Here is a 20,425-nt window from a genome sequence, read left to right as displayed (position 1 = left end):
TCGGACCGGCACCGTAGGGGCGCCGACCCTGGAACCAGGACATCGCCTCGCCGCCACCAGTGCATCAGGGACGTTCCCGGCAATCACCCAGGTTTCCGCCCCGTCCGGTCAGTGCACGGCCAGCGCCTGCCTGCCCGGGCCTCCGAGCGTGCCCGCCGCGAGGCCCAGGTAGACCGCGGCGAGATCGAACCGCAACGCGAGCACCGCGGCCCGCAACACCGCGTCGGCCCGCGCCGACTCGCCCGGGACGATCAGGTCCGCGCCCGGCAGCGACCGGGTCGCGGCGCGTTCGTCCGCCTCGGCCCGCTCGTCGTGCCGGGTGCCGATCAGGAAGACCCGGGGCGTCGCGCCGCCGTCCTCGTCCGGATCGGCGAACAGGTCCGATCCGGTGTCGCGGACCGAGCGGTACAGCGCGTGCCGGGTGACGGCCTGCGGGTGGCTCGCCACGTCGCAGGCCACTCCCGCGTGCACGCCCAGCGCGTAGGCGCCGTGCCCGGCGACGGCGGTGGCGAGCTGGTCGACTCCCCACAGCAGCGCCTCGTGATCGGCGAGCCGCAGCGCCAGCGACTTCGCCGGGTTCATCAGCGGTTCCTGACCGGGGTGCGCGCGTTCCGCCTCCCGGTCCAGTTCGTCCGCCAGCTGATCGGTGTCGCAGCGCAGCAGGCCGAGCGCGATGAGCACGCTGAGCCCCGCGGTGAACACGTGCGCGAACGTCAGCTCGTCGGGCACCGGGATCCGCGGCGGCACCACCTTCGCCCGGCCCGCGCCGGACGCGGCCACCGGGCCGTCCGCCGGCACGGCCAGCACCACCGAGGCGCCTCGCCGGGTCGCGGTCGCCACCCCTTCGGCCAGCGTCGGATCACCCGGGTCGGGGGTGTGCGCGAACACCACGTCCAGCGGCCCCACCCACACCGGCACCGATTCGGCCACGATCACCGGGACCGGGCAGGACGCCCCGGCCAGCGCGGCCAGCAACCCGCACACCGACGGGCCGAGGCCCGGCCGGGACACCAGCACCAGCGAACGCGGCCTGCCGTCGGCGAGGTCGTCGAACCCGATCTCCTGCACCGTCTCCGCGGCCGCCCGCACCTGCGCGCCCGCGAGCGCGGCGGAGCGCAGCAGCCCGCGCGAATCGGCCTCGGTGATCCGCTCGGGATCGTCGAAGAGGCTGTCGTCGAGCACCGGAGGTCACCTCTCCCCGGTCGAGCCAGGATCCTCGGGGCCACCGACGGCCTCGTCCACCAGCAGCACCGGGATGCCGTCCCGCACCGGGTAGCCGCGGCCGCACGAAGTGCACGTCAAGTACTCGTCCTGCTCGGTCCCGCCCCCGGCGCGCAGCGCGCCGTGGTCCGGTGCCGGGCAGGCGAGGATCTCCAGCAATGTCGGTTCCAGGGCCACGGCCACGTTCCCTCCTGAGTCCACACCCGGTCCACGCCCAGCGGGCGGTATCACTCGGTCAGCCCCGCACCACGGCGAGCACCTCGTCGCGCAGCGCGGCGACCGCGGCGGCGTCCGGCGCCTCCACGTTCAACCGCAGCAGCGGCTCGGTGTTCGAAGGCCGGATGTTGAACCAGGAGCCGTCCGCCAGCTCCACGGTAAGCCCGTCGAGCTCGTCGGTTCGAGCACCGGAACGTTCCCGGTAGGTTTCGGCCACGGCGCGCATCCGCCCCGCCTGGTCCTGCACCGTCGAGTTGATCTCGCCGGAGGCGGCGTAGCGGGAGTACTCGGCCATCAGCCCGGACAGCCCGCCGTCCTGCCCGCCCAGCGCGGCCAGCACGTGCAGCGCGGCCAGCATGCCGGAGTCGGCCTTCCAGAAGTCCCGGAAGTAGTAGTGCGCCGAGTGCTCGCCGCCGAAGATGGCGCCGGTCTCGGCCATGGTCTGCTTGATGAAGGAGTGCCCGACGCGGGTGCGCACCGGCTTGCCGCCCTGCTCGGCGACGATCTCCGGCACCGCGTGCGAGGTGATCAGGTTGTGGATGACGGTCGCGCCCGGTTCCTTCGCCAGCTCGCGCACCGCGACCAGCGCGGTGATCGCGCTCGGCGCCACCGGGTCGGCGTTCTCGTCCACCACGAAGCAGCGGTCCGCGTCCCCGTCGAAGGCCAGCCCGGCGTCCGCGCCGACCTCGCGCACCTTCGCCTGCAGGTCGACCAGGTTCGCCGGGTCCAGCGGGTTCGCCTCGTGGTTCGGGAAGTTCCCGTCCAGCTCGAAGTACATCGGCACCACCTCGACCGGCAGGCCTTCGAACACCTGCGGCACGGTGTGCCCGGCCATGCCGTTCCCGGCGTCGACGACGACCTTCAGCGGCCGGATCGCGCTCAGGTCCACCAGGCCGCGCAGGAACTCCGCGTACTCGGCGAGCATGTCGCGCTCGGTGGTGCCGCCCTTCGCGCCCAGGAACTCGGGGACGCCCTGCCCGACGAGCTCCTGGATCTCGGACAGCCCGCTGTCCTGGCCGACCGGCGCGGCGCCCGCCCGGCACAGCTTGATGCCGTTGTAGCGGGCCGGGTTGTGGCTGGCGGTGAACATGGCGCCCGGCAGCTCCAGCGTGCCGGAGGCGAAGTAGAGCATGTCGGTGCTGGCCAGCCCGATGGAGACCACGTCGACGCCCTGCCCGGTGACGCCCTCGGCGAACGCGGCGGCCAGCGCCGGGGAGGAGTCCCGCATGTCGTGCCCGATGACGACGGCCGGGCCGCCGACGAGCCTGGTGAACGCGGCACCGATCTCCCGAACGACGTCGGCGTCGAGCTGCTCATCCACCACCCCGCGGATGTCGTACGCCTTGACGATCTCCGACAGGTCCCGCACGCTGCACATCCCTACGTAGTCCGGCCAACCTCGCTGCGGTCCGAGCCTACCGGCGATCGGTGATCTTGCGGAGAGCTCCCGACGGCCACGAGCGGCACGTCACGTTCGGCGTGGTCCTAGTCGTCCCGGGGGTCGGGCAGCGCCCGCAGGTGCCCGCGCCTGCCGCCGCCGACGGAGAAGTCCGGCGCGTCCACCGGCCGGTCCGACCGCCCCGCTTCGCGTACCGCCTCGGCCAGCGCGGTCAGATCGTCCGCGGAACCGTCCGGCAGCGAGAACTCGCCCTCGTAGCGGACGACCTCCCAGCCCTTCGGCACCGTCAGCCGCAACGCGTGCTCCTCGCACAGGTCGTAGCTGTGGGGCTCCGCATACGTGGCGAGCGGTCCGACCACCGCGGTCGAGTCCGCATAGGCATACGTAAGCGTCGCAACGGCCGGGTTGGTACACCCGGTCCGCGAGCACCGCCTCACGCTCCGCACGACTGGCACGATAGCGCCCCCCGTCCAGCCCGCGCCGGAGGCACGCGGAAACGTCCTCGCCCGTCGATGTCGATCTTCCGGCGCGCACGGCTCTCACCGGCGGATTCGCGCAGGTGGGCGGTGTTGTTCGCGCTGCGCTGAACGGGTGCCGGGCGATCCGGTGACGGCGGGTGCTCACATCCGGTGCCGACAGGCGACCCGAACGGGCATCCCCGCGGGGGTCCTGAGGGCGTACCCTCAGCCCGTGGTGACCGCACGTGGATATCGGCGCCGGACGCTCGCCCGGCGGGACCGTCGAGGGCGCGGCCTGCGCGGCCCCCTGTACCCGTCGTCGGTCCCGGTCGCGCGCAGCCGGTCGCAACGGTTCGACGCGATCGTGCTGGAAGCCCTGGAACCGATCGAGCAGCGCTGGCACGCCGAGCTGACCGAGCTCGACGTCGCCGTCGACGAGGTGCCCGAGGTCCAGGTCACCGCCCCTGAGAAGGTCGTCTGGGACGACGACGTGGTGGTGGACGCGAACGTGCCGCTGGCGCGCCTCGTCCCCGCCGGGGTGGACCGCCGCGGGCTGCCGACCCGCGCCCGCATCGTGCTGTACCGCAGGCCGCTGGAGGCCCGCGCCCGCGACGGCCAGGACATGGCCGACCTGCTGCACGACGTGCTCATCGAGCAGGTCGCCACCTACCTGGGCTTGGACCCGGACGTCATCGAAGGCCAGTAAGCCATGCCGAACTCCCCCGCCGGGCGGTGACCGCGAGGCCGCCGGGCACGGCGGGACGGCCGCCGCTCAGCTCTCCTCGGAGCGGCGCCGGGAGGGCAGGGCGCCGATCGCGGTGAACAGCACGGCGGCGGCCTGCACCACGAGCAGCGCGGTGCGGGACGAGTCGCCGTAGCCGACGCGGACCTCGCTCGCCGATTCCGGCACCGGCACCGCGACCTGGTGGCCCCACCCCTCGGCCAGCGGCGCCTCCCGCCCGTCGATCACCGCGTGCCAGCCGGGTTCGTGCTCGGCGGCGAGCAGCAGCACCCGCCCCACCCCGCCGTCGGAGACGCGGACCGCGACCTCGGGCAGCGTCGCGGGCACGCCCAGCGGACGCGCCTGCGGGGACGGGGTCCCCGCGAGCCGCGCCTGCCGGGCCAGGTCGGGGCCGAGCAGCTGCACCGGGCCGGACGGCAGCAGCACCCGCAGCACCGGGGTGCCGTCGCCGAGTTCGCCGTGATCCGCCACCAGGTCCCCGGCCGCCACCCGCACCCGGTCGGCGGTCGCCGCGTCCGGCACCGCCACGTGCCCGGTGCCGCGGGCCGCAGCGGTGGCCAGCGCGGTCCGCACCCGCTGCGGGTCGCCGGAGAGCAGGTCCGCCTCGACCTCGCGCAGCCAGCGCATCGCGTCCGGCACCGGCACCAGGTCGTCGTCGCCGAAGTGCGGTGCGCGGCCCTCGACCAGCCGGGCCGGAGCCGGGCCGCGCTCGAGGAGCAGCATGCCGCCGGGCCCGTCGAGCTCAGCGGCCAGCGCCGGAGTCCCGCCGGTCGGCGCGACCTGCAGCGGTCCGCGCCCGGCGAACACCGCGCTCACCCCGGCCAGCAGCAGCACTCCGGTCAGCGCACCCGCGAGGACCCGGCGCGGCACCCGCACCGGCAGCGGTCCCGCGGACAGCGCCGCCCACAGCAGCCCGGCCGCGGCCACCACCAGCGGGGCCCCGGCACCGCCGGTGCCCGCCGGGCCGCCCGCCACCGGGGTCATCGCGATCCGGTCCACGGTGAACGCCACCGCCCACCCGGCGGCCGCCGTGACCGCGCCCGGGATCATCGCCGGACGCGGGGCGAGCGCCGCCGCCAGCAGCGCGACCAGCACCAGCAGCCCACCGGCCCAGGTCGCCGGAGCCCCGTCGGCGCTGAGCAGCAGCGGCCACCACCCGGCGGGCACCTCGGTGATCCGCGCGCCGAGCCCGTGCAGCAGCAGTTCCGGGTGCTGCACCAGCACGACCGGCCACGGCAGCAGGCACGCGATCGGCAGCAGCACCAGCGCGGCCAGCCCGGCCATCCGGCGCCGCGCCCGCCGCGCCTCGCCGGGCACCGCCACGAACCCGAGCAGCGCCAGCACCACCAGCAGCGCCTGCACCAGCGGGGCGAACGCCCCCAGCACGGCCAGGCCGAGCGCCGTCGCGCAGGCGGTGCCCAGCCAATGCCGGGACTGGGCGAGCATCGCCAGCCGGGACAGCCCGATCACGGACGCGATGCCCGCCAGCAGCGGCGGCACCAGGACGTGTGCGACGACCACGTCGAGCCTGCCCTGCCCGGCGGCGGACGTGGCCAGCGGCAGCAGCGCGTACGCGCCCGCGGCCAGCGCCCGGTGCTCGCCGCGCATCGGCAGCGTGCGGGTCGCGGCGTAGGCGGTGAGCCCGGCCAGCGGCACGCCGAACAGCAGCAGCAACGCCACCACGGCGGGCGGCCCGCCGAGCGGCGCCAGCACCGTGCCCAGCAGCGCCAGCACCAGCAGCGCGGCGGGCGCGGGCGAACCGGTGCCGCCGTGCACCGGATGCCAGGAGGCGAGGTAGTCCCGCCAGGTCGACCCCAGGTCGACGGCGGCGAACAGCCTGCCGCCCTGCAGCTCGGCGCCGAACCGGGCGTGCTCGGCGACCAGGCCGTGCGTGATCAGCGCGATCGCGGTGAGCACCACCGCGAGCACCACCGGCGGCGCCAGCACCAGTTCCCGCAGCACCCGCCGCCGGTCCACCTGCACCAGCAGCAGCCTGCGGTCCGGCTCCGGGACGGAGCCCGCGTCGCGCGGCACCGGCGACGGCCGCCGCTGCTCCGCCGCGGCGGCCGCCGTCTCGACCGGCACCACCACGGGGCCGCTGGGACGGCGCAGCCCGCCGACGCTGCGCCTGCGAGTGCCGAGCGCCCCCGCCGGGAGCGCGGCCGGACCGACCGAGCGCGGCGCCACCGGGGTCACCCGCGCCGGCCCGAGCGCGGCGGGCATGCGGCCGAGCACGACCTCGCGGCGCACCCGTTCCCGCACCAGCCCGGCGAACGCGGCCCGGAACCCGTTGCGCAGCCGCGTCACCCGGCTGGTGAGCAGACCGCGGACCCCGGACGGTTCCGGTGTGGTGCTCCGCCGTTCGGCGCGCGCCGTGCGCAACCCCATCCGGCCGGTGACCAGCGCGGTGAACACGGCGAGCTCGGCGGCCGCGTCCCCCCGCCGCCACAGCAGCCCGAACCCGGCGGCGCGCAGCAGCGCCAGCACCGCGAGCCGCGGCACGCCGAGCAGGAACGACCAGCGCGGCGCGTTGGCCAGGAAGGTGCGCACCCCGCCGACCCGCTCGGCGGCGCGCAGCGTGCGCCGGGTCGCGTCCGGTTCCCGGTCGCCGGCGCGCAGCGCGCCCGCGTGCCGCATCCGGGCGCTCGGCACGCACAGCACCAGGTGCCCGTCGGAGTTGGTGCGCCAGCCGAAGTCGATGTCCTCGAAGCCCAGCGGCAACGCCGGGTCGAACCCACCGAGCCGCTCGAAGACCTCGCGGCGGACCAGCGCGCCCGCGGTGGAGACGGCCAGCACCTCGGACACGACGCGGACGTCGGTGGGCGCGCGGCGCTCCGCGTCCGATGTGGACTCGGGGGACGAGCCGGCGCCGTCGGCCGCGGCCTCATCGGCGGCCGGGTCGGCGTCGGTGGGCCGGTCGTCCGGGGCGGATTCACCGACGGGTTCGGCGGGTTCGGTGTCGGCTGAGCCGTCGGGCTGAGCGGCGTCGGCGGTATCGGAAGAAGTGGCGGACTCGGCGACCGCGGAGTCGGTGCGGGCGGACTCGGTGCGGGCGGTGTCGACGGAACCGGCGCCGACGGTGTCGTCGGAGTCATCGGAGTCATCGGAGTCGGCGTCCGCTCCGGCTCCGGCGGTGGCGGCCGACTCGTCCGCGGACCGCCCCGGACCTCCACCGATCTCCCCGTCCGCGGCGCCCGCCCAGGCGAGCTCCGGGTCGACCTCGGCCGAGCCGATGCCGGTCTGCCGGTGTCCCGAGGCGTCGGTGGACAGCCCGGCGTCCACCACGAGCCGCGGATCGTCCCAGTCCAGGCCGAGCGGCCCCAGCACGGCCGCGGCCGAATCCAGCTCGGCGACGTCCAGCAACCGGCGCAGGCAGTCCGGTTCCGGCGCGGAATCGTCGTGCAGCAGCCACAACCAGCGGCCCGGATCGCCCCAGCGGTCGACGGCGTGCTCGGTGGCCGCGGCGACCGCGGCGCCGAAACCGGTTTCCGGCGGCAGGTCCAGCACGCCGTCCACCAGGTCGGAGGCCGCCGCCAGCAGGTCCGCGGTGCCGTCGGTGGAACCGGTGTCCACCGCGAGCAGGTGCCGGGGCCGGACGGTGAGCTCGCGCAGCGCGGCCAGCACCTCCGGTAACCGGCGATCGCCGTCGTGGCACACGAGCACCGCCAGTGCGGGCGCGGTGTTCAGGCGCGGCGCGGTCCCGGCCACAGTGTCCTCCCCTGCCGTGGTGCGATCACCGCACGACGGTAGTGGACGGAAGCCGAAAAGCTGAGGGCCCGCCGCCGAACCGGGACGGGCGTGCGCGCGGACGTCTCAGGTGATCACCGCAGGTCCCTCCGGCGGGAAGCCGGGCCCTGCGCCGCGCGGGTCCCTCGGACCGGCGGGCGCGGGCCCGGCTTCACACCGCGCGTCGCTTGAGGCGGCGGCGCTCCCGCTCGGACAGCCCGCCCCAGATGCCGAAGCGCTCGTCGTGCTCCAGCGCGTACTCCAGGCATTCGGACCGGACCTCGCAGCCCGCGCAGATGCGTTTGGCCTCGCGAGTGGAACCGCCCTTCTCCGGGAAGAAGGCCTCTGGATCGGTTTGCGCGCACAATGCGCGCTCCTGCCACTCCTGTTCCGGCTCACCCAGTTCGAAGAGCTGGGCGAGCACATCGGCATCCGTGGTCTCGGATTCCTTCGGATCCCCCCATTGCACCAGGTTCCCCTGAAGCAGCGGATGACTCTGTTCCATCAAGCGGCCCTGTTCCATCAGGTGGGCTTGACCTGTCTCCCACATTGGTCCTCCCCCGATCGCTCCCGTTCCCTCCGGCCCTCCCCAGGACCGTTCGGGATGCACTCCGGACGTGAGGCGCACCGCACCCCGCGTCGCCGCCCGGGCAGCGCACCGGCCCTCTCACCGGACCCGCCCGTTCGACCATGGCCACCTACCGGGACTCCCTTTTCCCGGCCTCCGCTCGAAATCCGGCAGGCGGAAAATCCACGAGGTGGAAATCCGAACCGGACGATTCGTCGGGATTCACCACCGGTGGCCGACCGCGCTGCGGTGGACCGCCCGGTGAACCCGCCGCCGAGCAATCATTTCAGCGGAGAATGACACCGCTGTGATTACACCGGTGTAGCTCCACTCGGTCAAGCGGAGCCAACCCGTTGAGGGACCCCGCGGCTCCCGCCGCATGACGCAACTCCGGCACTCTTTTGTCGGCAGCCCATTACGCCAGGTGGCAGCGCCGCGCAGCACCGATCAGGACTTTTCACCCGGCCGTGCCCGGCCGTCGGGGCGACCGGGGACACTGGGGGCGTGAAGACGCGTGTGAGCCCCCTGTTCCTGGCCCTGCTCGGCGCGACGGTGCTCGGCGGTGTGCTCGCCACCGTCGACCAGCCGTTCGCCCGGACCACCGGAATCGTGCTGATCGTCATCGGCGGGTGGGCGGCGTCGCTGTGCCTGCACGAGTTCGGGCACGCGATCACCGCGTACCGGGGTGGCGACCTGTCGATCCCGGGCAAGGGCTACCTGACGCTCGACCCGCGCCGTTACACCGATCCGGTACTCAGCATCGTGCTGCCGTTGCTCTTCGTGATCGCCGGTGGGATCCCGCTGCCCGGTGGCGCGGTGTGGATCAACCACCACGCGCTGCGCACCCGGCGCGTCGAATCGATGGTGTCGCTGGCCGGACCGCTGACGAACCTGGTGATCGGGATGCTGATCACGGCCGCGGTGCTGCTGGTGCCGATGCCGATCGGGCTCTCCACCGGGCTGTCCTACCTGGCGTTCCTGCAGGTGATCGCGTTCGTGCTGAACATCCTGCCGGTGCCGGGCCTGGACGGGTACGGCGCGATCGAGCCGTGGCTGTCGCGCCAGGCCCGGGAGTTCGGCGAGAAGGCGCGGCCGTGGGCGCCGCTGGTGCTGTTCCTGCTGCTGTTCGCGGTGCCGTTCGTGGGCCAGGCGTTCTTCTCGCTGGCGTACCTGGTGTTCGGCGCCGTCGGCGGGAATCCGGTGCTGGCGATGCTGGGCCAGGAGACCTTCCGCTTCTGGCAGTGATCACCGGCCGGTGACGCAGCGGACACCGGTCCGGCCTCGGACGGCCCCGCCCGCGTGCGAGGATCGCGGGGTGAAGGTCGTAGCACTGGTCGGTGGAGTCGGCGGGGCGCGGTTCCTGCTGGGGGTCAAGGCGGCGCTGGGCATGCCCGCGCTCGGCGAAGGCGACGGCGGGTCCCCGCACGAGGTGACCGCCGTGGTCAACATCGGCGACGACGTGTGGATGCACGGGCTGCGGGTCTGCCCGGACCTGGACACCTGCATGTACACCCTCGGCGACGGCATCGACACCGAGAAGGGCTGGGGCCGCGTCGACGAGACGTGGTCGGTGAAGGAGGAGCTGGCCGCCTACGGCGCCGAACCGAGCTGGTTCGGGCTGGGCGACCGGGACATCGCCACCCACCTGGTCCGGTCGCGGATGCTGCGCGCCGGCTACCCGCTGTCCGCGGTCACCGAGGCGCTGTGCGACCGCTGGCGGCCCGGGGTGCGGCTGCTGCCGGTCAGCGACGACCGGGTCGAGACGCACGTGGCGATCGAGGATCCCGCCACCGGCGAACCGGCCGCGGTGCACTTCCAGGAGTGGTGGGTGCGCCACCGCGCGGAACCGGCCGCGGGCGCCATCGTGCCGGTCGGCGCCGAGGAGGCCAAGCTCGCGCCGGGCGTCGCCGAGGCGATCGCCGGGGCCGACGTGGTGCTGGTCGCGCCGTCGAACCCGGTGGTGAGCGTGGGGACGCTGCTCGCGGTGCCCGGGTTCCGGGAGGCGCTGCGCTCGACGCCCGCCCCCGTGGTGGGTGTGTCCCCGATCATCGGCGGCCGCCCGCTGCGCGGCATGGCCGACGCCTGCCTGACCGCGATCGGCGTGGAGACCTCGGCTGAAGCGGTCGGCAGGCTCTACGGTTCCCGCGCCGAGTCCGCCGACGGCGTGCTCGACGCGTGGCTGGTGCACACCGGCGACACCGCCGACGTGCCGGGCGTGGCGGTGCGCGACGTCCCGCTGCTGATGTCCGACGTGGATGCGACCGCGGAGATGGCGCGGGCCGCGTTCGACGCGGCCGGGCTCGCGGTTCCGGAGGCGTCATGAGGGATCACGCGGCGACCGCCGGGCTCCAGCTGTTCGCGGTGACCGGGCTGCCCGAGTTCGGGCCCGGCGACGACGTGGCGGCCTCCATCGCGGCGGGCGCGCCGTGGCTGTCCGACGGGGACGTCGTGGTGGTCACCAGCAAGGTCATCTCGAAGGTCGAGGACCGGGTGGTGCGCACCCCGCGCGACCCGGCGGAACGGGAACGGCTGCGCCGCGAACTGGTGCGCTCCGAGGCCACCGCGGTGCTGGCCCGGTTCCGGAACACGCTGATCACCCGGAACCGGCTGGGCATCGTGCAGGCCGCCTCCGGGGTGGACGCCTCGAACGTGGCGCTGGACCGGATCGCGCTGCTGCCGGAGGACCCGGACGCCTCCGCGCGCAGGCTGCGCGCCGGACTGGCCGACCGGCTCGGCGTGCAGGTCGGCGTGGTGATCACCGACACGATGGGGCGGACCTGGCGCAACGGGCAGACCGACGCGGCGATCGGCGCGGCCGGGCTGCGGGTGCTGCACCGGTACGCGGGCAGCGTCGACGCGCAGGGCAACGAGCTGGCCGTCACCGAGGTCGCCATCGCCGACGAGGTCGCGGCCGCCGCGGACCTGGTGAAGGGCAAGCTCGGCGGCGTCCCGGTCGCGGTGCTGCGCGGGCTGAGCACCGAGGACGACGGTTCCTCGGCGCGGGACCTGACGCGGCCGGTGGAGCACGACCTGTTCCGGCTCGGCACCGACGAGGCCATCGCGCAGGGCCGCCGGGAAGCGGTGCTGCTGCGCCGCTCGGTGCGCGCGTTCAGCGCGGAACCGGTGGCCGAGGAGCCGGTGCGCCGGGCCGTCGCCGCCGCGCTCACCGCACCCGCCCCGCACCACACCCGCCCGGTGCGGTTCGTGTGGCTGCGGGACCGGCCGCTGCGGGCGAAGCTGCTGGACGCGATGCGCACGGCGTGGCTCGCGGACCTGCGCGGCGACGGCCGCGAGGAGGCCGCCGCGCAGCGCCGGGTGGGCCGCGGCGACCTGCTGTACGCGGCCCCGGAACTGGTGCTGCCGTTCCTGGTCCGGGACGGCTCGCACGACTACCCGGACGCGCGGCGCACCGCGGCGGAGCGGGAGATGTTCACCGTGGCGGGCGGGGCGGCCGTGCAGGGGCTGCTGGTGTCGCTGGCCGCGGAGGAGCTCGCCTCCTGCTGGGTGTCCTCGACGATGTTCTGCCCGGACGTGGTGCGGGCGGCGCTGGACCTGCCGGAGTCGTGGGAACCGCTGGGCGCGGTGGCCGTGGGTCACCCGGCCGAGCCGGTCGACGGCCCGCGCCCGCCGCGCGACCTGGCCGACGGGCTGCTGGAACTCTGACATCGCCGCAGGTCGACGACCCGCCCGCCGAGTGAGCGGGTGCGAGCACGAGGAGGTTCGGTCGTGGGGGCCGAGGTGTTGCACGCGGACGCGGAACAGGTGCTGCGCGGGTGGCGGCCGTCCGACGGCGGGCAGGAGGCGCTGCGCCACGCGTTCCTCGCCCTGCTGGACGCGCGCGAGGACGCGTGCCTGCGCGCCTGCGCGCCGGGGCACGTGACGGCCTCGGCGGTGCTGCTGGACGCGGCCGCCGAGCACGTGCTGCTCACCCTGCACCCCCGGGTCGGGAAGTGGCTGCAGCTCGGCGGGCACTGCGAACCGGAGGACACCTCGCTGGCGGGCGCCGCGCTGCGGGAGGCCACCGAGGAGTCCGGGATCGACGGGCTGGCGGCGTCCGCGGAACCGGTGCACCTGGACGTGCACCCGATCACCTGCTCGCTGGGCGTGCCGACCCGGCACTTCGACGTCCGCTACCTGGTGCGCGCGCCCGCGGGCGCCGAGCCGGTGCGCAGCGACGAGTCGCTGGACCTGCGCTGGTGGCCGGTCGACGCGCTGCCCGCGGACTCCGATCTGGGCCCGCTGCTGGCCGCGGCCGGACCGCACCTCGCGGCTCAGAGCACCCGGTAGTCGCGGGGCGGCAGCCGCGGCCCGAACCGCGGGCGGGTGACCCCGGCAGCGCCGAGGTAGCGCACCGCGCGGTGCCGCTGGCCCGCGTACGGGGCGAGCGCCGCCAGCATCTCCGCGTCGTCCATCGGCCGGCCCGCGAGCCCGATCCCGACGATCGTCGGCAGGTGGTAGTCACCGACGCTGACCGCGTCCGGATCGCCCCAGGCCCGCTGCGCGACCTCCGCGGCCGTCCAGGGCCCGATGCCGGGCACGTGCTGGAGCAGCGCGCGGCCCGGCTCGCCACCCAGCTCCACGGCCCGTTCCAGGCGGTGCGCCACCCCGGCCGCGGCGATCAGGGTGCGCCGCCGGGCGCCGTCCACGCCCGCCTTGTGCCACTCCCAGTCGCGGATCTCCCGCACCTGCCGCGGGCTCGGCGGCGCGCACAGGCCGCGCGGCGCGGGACCGGGCGCGGGGGTGCCGAACCGGCGGCACAGCTCGCGCCAGGAACGCCACGCCTCCCGGTTGGTGACCTTCTGCTCCAGCACGGCGGCGACCAGCGCGTCCCACACCCGCCCGGTCGAGCAGAGCCGGAGGCCGCGGGCGGCCCGCATCCCCCGCCGGACCACGTCGTGCGCGGGTGCGAAGCCGCCGTCGTCGTCGGCGGCGCCGAGCAGCCGCGGCACCCGGGCCAGCAGCGGTTCCGCGCCGTCGCCCCACGCCTCGGCGACGACCTCGCCGGCCGGGTCGGCGGCGAGCCGGAGCGTCCCGGCACCGTGCGCGGTGGTCATCGCCAGCCACCACGCCCCGGAGTCCTGCACCGCGCTGGCGGGGTCCCCGCTGCCGCGGCGCAGCGGGGACAGCACCCGCGGGAGGTCCAGCGGGCCGGTCGGCCGCCAGGTGGTGCGCATCAGGTCATCTCCGGTCCGCCGAGAACCGCACGCCACCGGCGGGGATCTCCACGCCCGGCCACACCCGGGCGCCGTCCAGCAGTTCGCACTCGTCGCCGAGCACCACGCCGTCGCCGAGCACCGCGCCGCGCAGCGCCACGCCCGCGCCGATGCGGGCCCCGGCGCCGATCACGCAGCCGTCCACCTCGGTCTCGGCACCGATGTGCGCGCCGTCGAACACCATCGAGCCGGTGATCCGGGCGCGCTCCCCGACGACCGCGCCCGCGCCGATGGTGCTGCCGCCGTCGACGACGGCGTCCGCGGCGACCTGCGCGCCGGGCAGCAGCAGCGCCTCCCCCGGGGTGCCGGGCAGCGCCGCGGACGGCAGCTCGCCGCGCACCAGGTCCGCCGAGCCGCGCACGTAGGCGGCGGGCGTGCCCATGTCCAGCCAGTACGAGGAGTCCACGTGCCCCTGCAACCGGGCGCCCGCGGCCAGCAGGCCGGGGAAGGTCTCGCGCTCCACCGACACCCGCCGACCGGCCGGGATGTCCTCGATCACGGGGCGGCGGAACACGTAGCAACCGGCGTTGATCTGGTCGACCGGCGGATCCTCGGTCTTCTCCAGGAACGCGGTGACCCTGCCGTCGGCGTCGGTGGGCACGCAGCCGAACTGGCGCGGGTCCGCCACCTTCACCAGGTGCAGCGTCACCTCGGCGGCGCTGGCGCGGTGGGTCTCGACGAGGGAGCGCAGGTCCAGGCCGGAGAGGATGTCGCCGTTGAACACCAGCACGTCCTTCGCCCGCAGCAGGTGCGCCACGTTGCGGATGGCGCCCGCGGTGTCCAGCGGCTCGTCCTCGACGACGTACTCCAGCTCCAGGCCGAACTCGGAGCCGTCGCCGAAGTGCTCGGCGAACACCTCGGCCTTGTAGGAGGTGCCGAGCACGACGTGCCGGATGCCCGCCGCCCGGATCCGCGCCAGCAGGTGGCTCAGGAACGGCACCCCGGCGGTGGGCAGCATCGGTTTCGGCGCGGACAGCGTCAGCGGGCGCAGGCGCATGCCCTTGCCGCCGACGAGCACCACCGCCTCCGCGTCGGGCAGCGGGCCGGGCGAACCATCGGGACCGGCGCTCATACCGGACCTCCTTCCTCGCGCCGGGCTCGTCCCGGCCTCCGGTACCGGCAGGCGACCGCGGTCAGCGGCGGCGGGGGCTCCCCCGCGCCGGTGCCGGGTGCGTGCGGTAGATCCTGACGAAAACCCGTTGGGGGGAATACTGTGACAACGACGGCGGCATAATGGAGGCCGGGTTCCGGCTCAGTGGAATCGGTCACTACCCGGCCGTTCCGCGAGCACGGCACCCCGCACGCCCCCGATCCTCCCGGTGGCACGCGCGGAACGGCGACCGCGACGGCGCGGCGCGGTCCCGGGCGGCCGCCCCCGAATGCGACCGGAGCACCGCGGCTCCACCCCACCTCGGCGTCGCGGATCCGCTCCCGGTGGTGGCACGATGATCGTCGTGCCGCGACGACACCGGGCGCTCGACCACCGCCAATACCGGCCCCGGACCGGGAACGGCGGATACAGTGCGAAGCAGCGGAGCAGGACCGAACCCCGCGCCACGGCGCGGACCGAAGTCGAACCCCGTGCCGGGACGCGGACAGGGCACGCATACCTTGCCGCGGGACGGTGACAACACGAAGGGACCGCGGCGCGACGAGCTCCTCGCCGGCGCCCCGCGGTAGCGCGACGGTCGCGACGCGGCCGAGAAGCCGACGGCGAAAGCATGGAGAGGCACCGCTATGGACCCGCGGGACCGAGCCGACGAAACACTTGCTCGTGCGCGGGCACGGGGCGCGTTCGTCGTGACACCGGACAGCGCCACCTCGCCGATGGACGCCTCGACGACCGTGCGGATTCCGCGCACCGTGGTCGACGCCGCCGATCACGCGCAGGTCGATGCGGACGCGACGACGGCGATCCCGCAGGCCACGGCTCCGCAGCAGTCCCAGCAGGGCGGGCAGCAGCAGGCGGCGTGGCCGCAGCAGCGCGCCGAGCAGCGGCCGCAGCAGACCGGGCAGGGCCACTACCAGCAGAGCGGCCAGCAGGGCCAGCAGCAGAACCGGCCGCAGCAGCAGGGCGGTGACCAGCAGGCCCGGCAGCAGGGCGGCCAGCAGGCCGGTCCCCAGCAAGGCGCTCAGCAGCAGGCGGGCCAGCAGCACGGCGGCCAGCAACAGGCGGGGCAGCAGCAGGGCGGCCAGCAACAGGGCGCTCAGCAGCAGGGCGGCCAACAACAAGCGGGCCAGCAGCAGGGCGGCCGGAACGACCAGTACGGCTGGCCGGACGAGGACTTCGGCCAGCAGCTGCCGCCGAACCCGTACCAGGCGCAGCGCCCCGAGGGCCAGTTCGGCCCGCTCGGTTCCCGCGCCGCTCGCCAGCAGTACTAGCGCCGGCAGCACCGGCCGGAGCCCGGCGGGCGGCGCGGTGCTCGCGCCGCCCGTCCCGGTTACTTCCCGCGCGCCCGCACTTCCAGCCGCGCCCGCACCGCCAGCGCGGCCCGCAGCGCCAGCCGCAGCGGCGCCCACACCGCGCCCCGGTGCCGGTCGGCGAGGTACCGGTAGGCGCTGCGGTGGTGCTCCACCAGCATCTTCGCCGGTGCGCTGGAGGTGGCGTGCCCGCCGATGTGCGTGATCCGCGCGCTGGGCACGAACACGTTCAGCCAGCCCTTGCGGGCGAGCCGGTCCCCCAGGTCCACGTCTTCGAAGTACATGAAGTAGCGCGGGTCGAACCCGTCGATGCCGTCGAAGGCCTCGCGGCGCAGCAGCAGGCAGGAGCCGGACAGCCAGCCCGCGGTGCGCTCTTCGACGGCCGCCTCGGACTGCCGGTAGGCGCGGGTCCACGGGTTGCCCGGCCAGATCCGGCCGAACACGGCGTGCCCCGCACCACGGCCCAGCGAGGGCAGCAGCCGCGCGGACGGGTAGACGGTGCCGTCGGGCTCGTTGATCAGCGGGCCGAAGGCACCGCCGCGCGGCCAGCGCTCGGCCGCGGCCAGCAGCGCGTCCAGCGCCCCCGGCGCCCATTCGACGTCGGCGTTGCTGATCACCACCCAGCCGTACTCCGCGCCGAGGGCCGCCACCCCGCGGTTCGCTCCCCCGCCGTAGCCGAGGTTCGCCCCGGTCGGCAGGAATTCGACCTCGGAGCGGGTCTCGGCGGCGCGTTCCGGTTCCCCGTCCGTCGACCCGTTGTCGGCCAGGACCACCCGTACCGGGCGTTCGGTGGCAGCGCGGATCGAGTCGAGGTTGCGGTCGAGGGTCTCGCCGGGCGAGTAGGTCACGATGACGATGGCGAGCTGGTCGCCATGGCTGCGGGAAGAGGCGGTCACGCCCGGACATTCTGCCGAACGGCGCGCGGCGGCCGCGGGGCGGTGAGGCCCCGTCAGCGGCGGCGGCGGTGCAGGTGGTGCGCACGGGAGTAGGCCTCGCGGTGCTGCGCCGCGCACGCGGCCCAGGTGAACTCCTTGGCACGGCGCTGGGCGGCGGCCGACAGCGCGGCGCGGCGGGCCGGATCGTCGAGCAGCCCGGTCAGCCCGGTGGCGATCTCGGCGGGCCGCACCCCGCAGTAGGCGACGGCGTCGCCGCCGACCTCGGGCAGGCTGAGGCGTCCGGTGGTGAGCACGGCCGCGCCGCAGGCCATCGCCTCCAGGACGGGCAGCCCGAAGCCCTCGCCGATGCTCGGGTAGGCGACGACGTGCGCGCCGCCGAGGAAACCGGGTAATTCGGCGAACGGCACGTACCCGGCGCGGATCACCCGCACCCGGTGCGGCACCGCCTCCAGCGCCCGCTCCACCCGGGTGTCCCAGCCGGGCTGCCCGGCCAGCACCAGCGCCGGGTCGTCGGAGCGGCCGCGCCCGGCCGCGGTGAATCCCTTGATCAGGGCGGGCACGTTCTTGCGGGGTTCGAGGGCGCCGAGGAACGCCACGTACGGCTGGTCGTGCAGACCCAACCGGTCCCGCACGGCCGTGATCTCGGCGGGCGACGGCGGGTGGAAGTGCTCGGGGTCGACGCCGTGGTACATCACGTGCATCGCCGTGCGGTCGGCTCCGGCGCTGCGGGCGAGCTCGTCGGCGGTGGCTTCGCTCGGCACCACGCAGAGGGTGGCGCGGCGCAGCGCGGCCTTCGTCCAGGAGCGGAAGAAGCGGGCCTTCACCGGCGAGTGCAGCGCGGGGTCGGTGAAGAACGTGGCGTCGTGCAGGGTGACCACGGACGCGGCCGGGTTCGCCAGCGGCGTCGTGTAGTGCGGCGAGTGCAGCACGTGCGCGCCGAGCCTGCGCACCAGCCGGGGCAGCGTCGTCTGCTCCCAGGTGAGGCGGGCGGTGCGGGTCGCGACGGCCTCCGCCGCCGGGATGATCCGGCTGTTCGGGGCGAGCCTGCCGTACAGCGCGGCGTCCCGCGGCTGGCAGGCGACGCTCAGCTGCGCGCCGTCCTGGTCGAGCGCGGCCAACAAGGAATCCACGTAGCGACCGACGCCACCGCGGTCCGCGGGGACGGCGGTGGCGTCGACGAGGAGCTGCGGCTCGCCTCTGTGCACGCGTGCAGCGTACGGGGGTGCCGGTGCGGATCGTGGGGGGTTCCGGAAATCAGGTCTCGAGGTGCGCCCGCCACACCTGCTCGGCCGCGCGCCGCCAGCCGAACAGCTCGGCGCGGCGCGGTCCGGCCGCCGCCATCCGGTCCCGCTGGTCCGGGTCGTCGACGGCGATGCGCAGCGCGCGGGCCAGCGCGCGCGGGTCGGCGCGGCGCGCGGTGAGGCCGGCGGACCCGGCGACCTCCACCAGGGCGGGGGCGTCGGAGTGCACCACGGGCGTGCCGAGCGCCATCGCCTCCAGCACCGGCAGCCCGAAGCCTTCGGCGAGGCTCGGCGCCACCAGGGCGGTCGCCCGCCGCAGCAGCACGGCGAGCTCGGCGTCGCCGATGTCGCGCAGCACCCGCACCCGCCCGGCGGGCAGCCCGTGCCGTTCGGCGAGCCGCACCGGATCGACCCCGCCCCAGCCGGGCACGCCGACCAGCAGCAGCGGCAGGTCGGGGGCCTCCGGGCGGGACAGCGCCTCGATCAGGTGCGCGTGGCCCTTGCGCGGTTCGAAGGTGCCGACGGTCAGCAGGTAGCGCGGCGGGAGGCTCGCGGCGGCGGTGCGCACCCGGTCCGGGTCGGGGGCGGCGAGCAGCGCCTCGGGCACGCCTTCGCCGATCACCCGCACGTCGGCGCGCAGCTCGACGCGGGTGGCGAGGTCGGCGGCGACGGCCTCGGTGGGCACCACGATCGCGTCGGCCTCCCGGGCGGCGCGGGTGATCGCGCGGCGGTGCCAGGCGGCGCCGCGCGGGGTGAGCGTCTCCGGGTGCGTCCAGGGCACCGTGTCGTGCACCGTCACCACCAGGCCGCGGCCGCGCTTGCGGGCCGGGGCCAACGGGGTCATGGCGTGCACCGCGTCGCCGCCCGGCCACGGCGGGAGGCCGTGCTCCCAGGCCGCGGTGAGGGCGCGGCGCGGCAGCGGCAGCACCTTCGGGCCCGCCACCCCGGCCACGGTGGCGCGGGCCGGGTCGCCGCCGCGGCTGATCGCGCTGCTCACCTCCCAGCCCGCGGGGGCGGTGGCGGCGAGCGCGGCGAGCAGTTCGCGGGTGTAGCGGCCCGTTCCGCCGGGCACGCGGGCGACCAGCTGCTCGGCGATCACGACCAACTCGGGCACCTCATCACCTCTCCGGTTCGCGGACGCTGCACTCCGAGCAGAACCCTACGCTGCGAATTCACCGGCCCCGCCGGGAAGCGCGGTGCCGTCGCCTAGGGTTCGGGGCCTGCGGCGGGACGGAGGCGGTGTGCGGAGCACGGTCGTGGTGGTGACGTGGCGCGGGCGGCGGCACCTGACCGCCTGCCTGGACGCGGTAGCCGCACTCGACCGTCCACATCGGACATTGGTGGTGGACAACGCCTCCGACGACGGCACGGCCGAGCTGATCGCCCGGCACCCGTCCCGGCCGGAGGTGCTGCGGCTGCCCCGCAATCTCGGCTACGCGGGCGGGATCGCCGCCGCGCTGCCGCGGATCGGCACCCCGTTCACCGCCTGGCTCAACGACGACGCCGCGCCCGAACCCGGCTGGCTCGCCGCGCTGGAGGACGCGCTCGACGCGGACCGCGGGGTGTGGGCGGCGGCCGCGGTGCTGCGCACTCCCGACGGGGTGGTGCAGTCCGCCGGGGTGCGGTTGAGCGCAGACGGGCACGGCGTCGATTCGGGGGGCGGGGCCGGTGCGCGGGCCGGGGGCGATCCGGGGCCCGAAACCGATCCGAGGGCCGGAGTCGATCCGAGCGCTGATGCCGACTCGGCCGGGACCGACCCGATCGCCGGAACCGCCCCGGTGCGGGAGGTGTTCGGGTTCTGCGGCGGGGCGGCGCTGCTGCGGACCGCGGAACTGCGCGCCGCGGGCGGAGTTCCCGCGCGGTTCTTCTGCTACTACGAGGACACCGACACCGCGTGGCGGCTGCGGCTCGACGGCGGCCGGGTGCTGCTGGTGCCCGGCGCGCGGGTGGCGCACCTGCACGGCGCGAGCACCCGGCCCGGTTCGGCGCGGTTCCACCGGTGGAACGAGCGGAACCGGCTGCTGATGCTGCTGCGCTGCGCGCCGGGGCGGGTCGCGGTGCGGGAGCTCGCCCGGTTCGCCGCGCTCACCGGGGTGCTGCCGCTGCGGCGGCTGCGCGGAGCTCCGGTGCCGCCGCCGAACTTCCGGCTCGGGCTCCGGCTGCGGGTGCTCGCCGAGCTCGGCGCGCTCGCCCCCGGCGCGCTGCTCGCCCGCCGCGGCCGCACCGCGCGGGCCCGCGCCGAGGTGTGGCGGCGCTGGGCGGGCCGCTGACCCGCACCCGCTCCGCGGGTGAACGGACCGTTCGCCCAACGGCATCGGACGGGC

Annotated in this window: 18 protein-coding genes; 7 read left to right on the top strand and 11 right to left on the bottom strand. The window is 75.6% G+C overall.

The features are described 5' to 3' along the window. Positions 1-108: 108 nt before the first annotated feature. The 4 genes from AC29IT_RS25865 to AC29IT_RS25850 form a co-directional block, all read right to left on the bottom strand. Positions 109-1,182, bottom strand: coding sequence for a hypothetical protein (locus AC29IT_RS25865; protein ID WP_488220399.1), 1,074 nt, complete (start codon positions 1,180-1,182; stop codon positions 109-111). Positions 1,183-1,188: 6 nt separating this feature from the next. After that, positions 1,189-1,404: a Trm112 family protein gene (locus tag AC29IT_RS25860; RefSeq protein ID WP_488220398.1), complete on the bottom strand. Its 216-nt coding sequence runs from the start codon at positions 1,402-1,404 to the stop codon at positions 1,189-1,191. A gap of 52 nt (positions 1,405-1,456) precedes the next feature. Further along, a complete protein-coding gene (locus AC29IT_RS25855; RefSeq protein WP_358443236.1) occupies positions 1,457-2,806 on the bottom strand; it encodes a phosphomannomutase/phosphoglucomutase in 1,350 nt (449 codons plus the stop codon). Positions 2,807-2,922: 116 nt separating this feature from the next. Further along, positions 2,923-3,273, bottom strand: coding sequence for a DUF3499 domain-containing protein (locus AC29IT_RS25850; protein WP_358443275.1), 351 nt, complete (start codon positions 3,271-3,273; stop codon positions 2,923-2,925). 253 nt (positions 3,274-3,526) lie between these two features. Here AC29IT_RS25850 and AC29IT_RS25845 point away from each other — a divergent pair, with 253 nt between their 5' ends. After that, positions 3,527-4,000, top strand: coding sequence for a metallopeptidase family protein (locus AC29IT_RS25845; protein ID WP_184482313.1), 474 nt, complete (start codon positions 3,527-3,529; stop codon positions 3,998-4,000). Between the two features lie 66 nt (positions 4,001-4,066). Here AC29IT_RS25845 and AC29IT_RS25840 read toward each other — a convergent pair whose 3' ends face one another. Both AC29IT_RS25840 and AC29IT_RS25835 read right to left on the bottom strand, forming a co-directional pair. Then, positions 4,067-7,744 carry a glycosyltransferase gene (locus tag AC29IT_RS25840; protein WP_488220397.1) on the bottom strand — a complete coding sequence of 1,226 codons (3,678 nt, stop codon included), beginning with the start codon at positions 7,742-7,744 and terminating at the stop codon, positions 4,067-4,069. Positions 7,745-7,934: 190 nt separating this feature from the next. After that, positions 7,935-8,267, bottom strand: coding sequence for a WhiB family transcriptional regulator (locus AC29IT_RS25835; RefSeq protein WP_358443277.1), 333 nt, complete (start codon positions 8,265-8,267; stop codon positions 7,935-7,937). A gap of 567 nt (positions 8,268-8,834) precedes the next feature. Between AC29IT_RS25835 and AC29IT_RS25830 the strand changes: the two genes are divergently transcribed. The 4 genes from AC29IT_RS25830 to AC29IT_RS25815 all read left to right on the top strand — a co-directional run bounded on the left by AC29IT_RS25830 (position 8,835) and on the right by AC29IT_RS25815 (position 12,617). Further along, positions 8,835-9,575 (top strand): site-2 protease family protein, encoded by a 741-nt coding sequence (locus AC29IT_RS25830; RefSeq protein ID WP_488220396.1) that lies wholly within the window; start codon positions 8,835-8,837, stop codon positions 9,573-9,575. Positions 9,576-9,645: 70 nt separating this feature from the next. After that, positions 9,646-10,653: a 2-phospho-L-lactate transferase gene (gene cofD / locus AC29IT_RS25825; protein ID WP_488220395.1), complete on the top strand. Its 1,008-nt coding sequence runs from the start codon at positions 9,646-9,648 to the stop codon at positions 10,651-10,653. Beyond that, on the top strand, positions 10,650-11,993 hold the full coding sequence (locus tag AC29IT_RS25820) for a coenzyme F420-0:L-glutamate ligase (RefSeq protein WP_488220394.1): 1,344 nt from the start codon (positions 10,650-10,652) through the stop codon (positions 11,991-11,993). The genes cofD and AC29IT_RS25820 overlap by 4 nt, the downstream gene beginning before the upstream one ends. A gap of 63 nt (positions 11,994-12,056) precedes the next feature. Next, a complete protein-coding gene (locus AC29IT_RS25815) occupies positions 12,057-12,617 on the top strand; it encodes an NUDIX hydrolase (protein ID WP_488220393.1) in 561 nt (186 codons plus the stop codon). Here the strand turns inward: AC29IT_RS25815 and AC29IT_RS25810 are convergent. Together AC29IT_RS25810 and manB are read right to left on the bottom strand one after the other, a co-directional pair. Continuing rightward, entirely contained in the window at positions 12,602-13,504 is a 903-nt protein-coding gene (locus tag AC29IT_RS25810) for a DNA-3-methyladenine glycosylase family protein (RefSeq protein ID WP_358443253.1), read from the bottom strand. The two genes, AC29IT_RS25815 and AC29IT_RS25810, sit on opposite strands and share 16 nt — an antisense overlap. Before the next feature lie 4 nt (positions 13,505-13,508). After that, positions 13,509-14,615, bottom strand: a complete 1,107-nt coding sequence (gene manB / locus AC29IT_RS25805) for a mannose-1-phosphate guanylyltransferase (protein WP_488220392.1) — start codon at positions 14,613-14,615, stop codon at positions 13,509-13,511. Positions 14,616-15,343: 728 nt separating this feature from the next. On the opposite strand from manB, the gene AC29IT_RS25800 reads away from it, so the two are divergent. Then, positions 15,344-15,925 (top strand): hypothetical protein, encoded by a 582-nt coding sequence (locus AC29IT_RS25800; protein WP_488220391.1) that lies wholly within the window; start codon positions 15,344-15,346, stop codon positions 15,923-15,925. A gap of 59 nt (positions 15,926-15,984) precedes the next feature. Here AC29IT_RS25800 and AC29IT_RS25795 read toward each other — a convergent pair whose 3' ends face one another. From AC29IT_RS25795 to AC29IT_RS25785, 3 genes are read right to left on the bottom strand one after another with little or no spacing between them, the layout of a single operon-like run. Beyond that, a complete protein-coding gene (locus AC29IT_RS25795; protein WP_488220390.1) occupies positions 15,985-16,860 on the bottom strand; it encodes a glycosyltransferase family 2 protein in 876 nt (291 codons plus the stop codon). A gap of 53 nt (positions 16,861-16,913) precedes the next feature. Beyond that, positions 16,914-18,065 carry a glycosyltransferase family 4 protein gene (locus AC29IT_RS25790; protein WP_358443260.1) on the bottom strand — a complete coding sequence of 384 codons (1,152 nt, stop codon included), beginning with the start codon at positions 18,063-18,065 and terminating at the stop codon, positions 16,914-16,916. A 49-nt stretch (positions 18,066-18,114) separates the two neighbouring features. Next, positions 18,115-19,215: a glycosyltransferase family 4 protein gene (locus AC29IT_RS25785; RefSeq protein WP_488220389.1), complete on the bottom strand. Its 1,101-nt coding sequence runs from the start codon at positions 19,213-19,215 to the stop codon at positions 18,115-18,117. A gap of 127 nt (positions 19,216-19,342) precedes the next feature. On the opposite strand from AC29IT_RS25785, the gene AC29IT_RS25780 reads away from it, so the two are divergent. Then, positions 19,343-20,371 carry a glycosyltransferase family 2 protein gene (locus AC29IT_RS25780; RefSeq protein ID WP_488220388.1) on the top strand — a complete coding sequence of 343 codons (1,029 nt, stop codon included), beginning with the start codon at positions 19,343-19,345 and terminating at the stop codon, positions 20,369-20,371. Positions 20,372-20,425: the final 54 nt, after the last annotated feature.

This window comes from Saccharopolyspora sp. MMCC62 (assembly GCF_057736575.1).
This window is presented reverse-complemented; position numbering and strand designations above follow the sequence as displayed.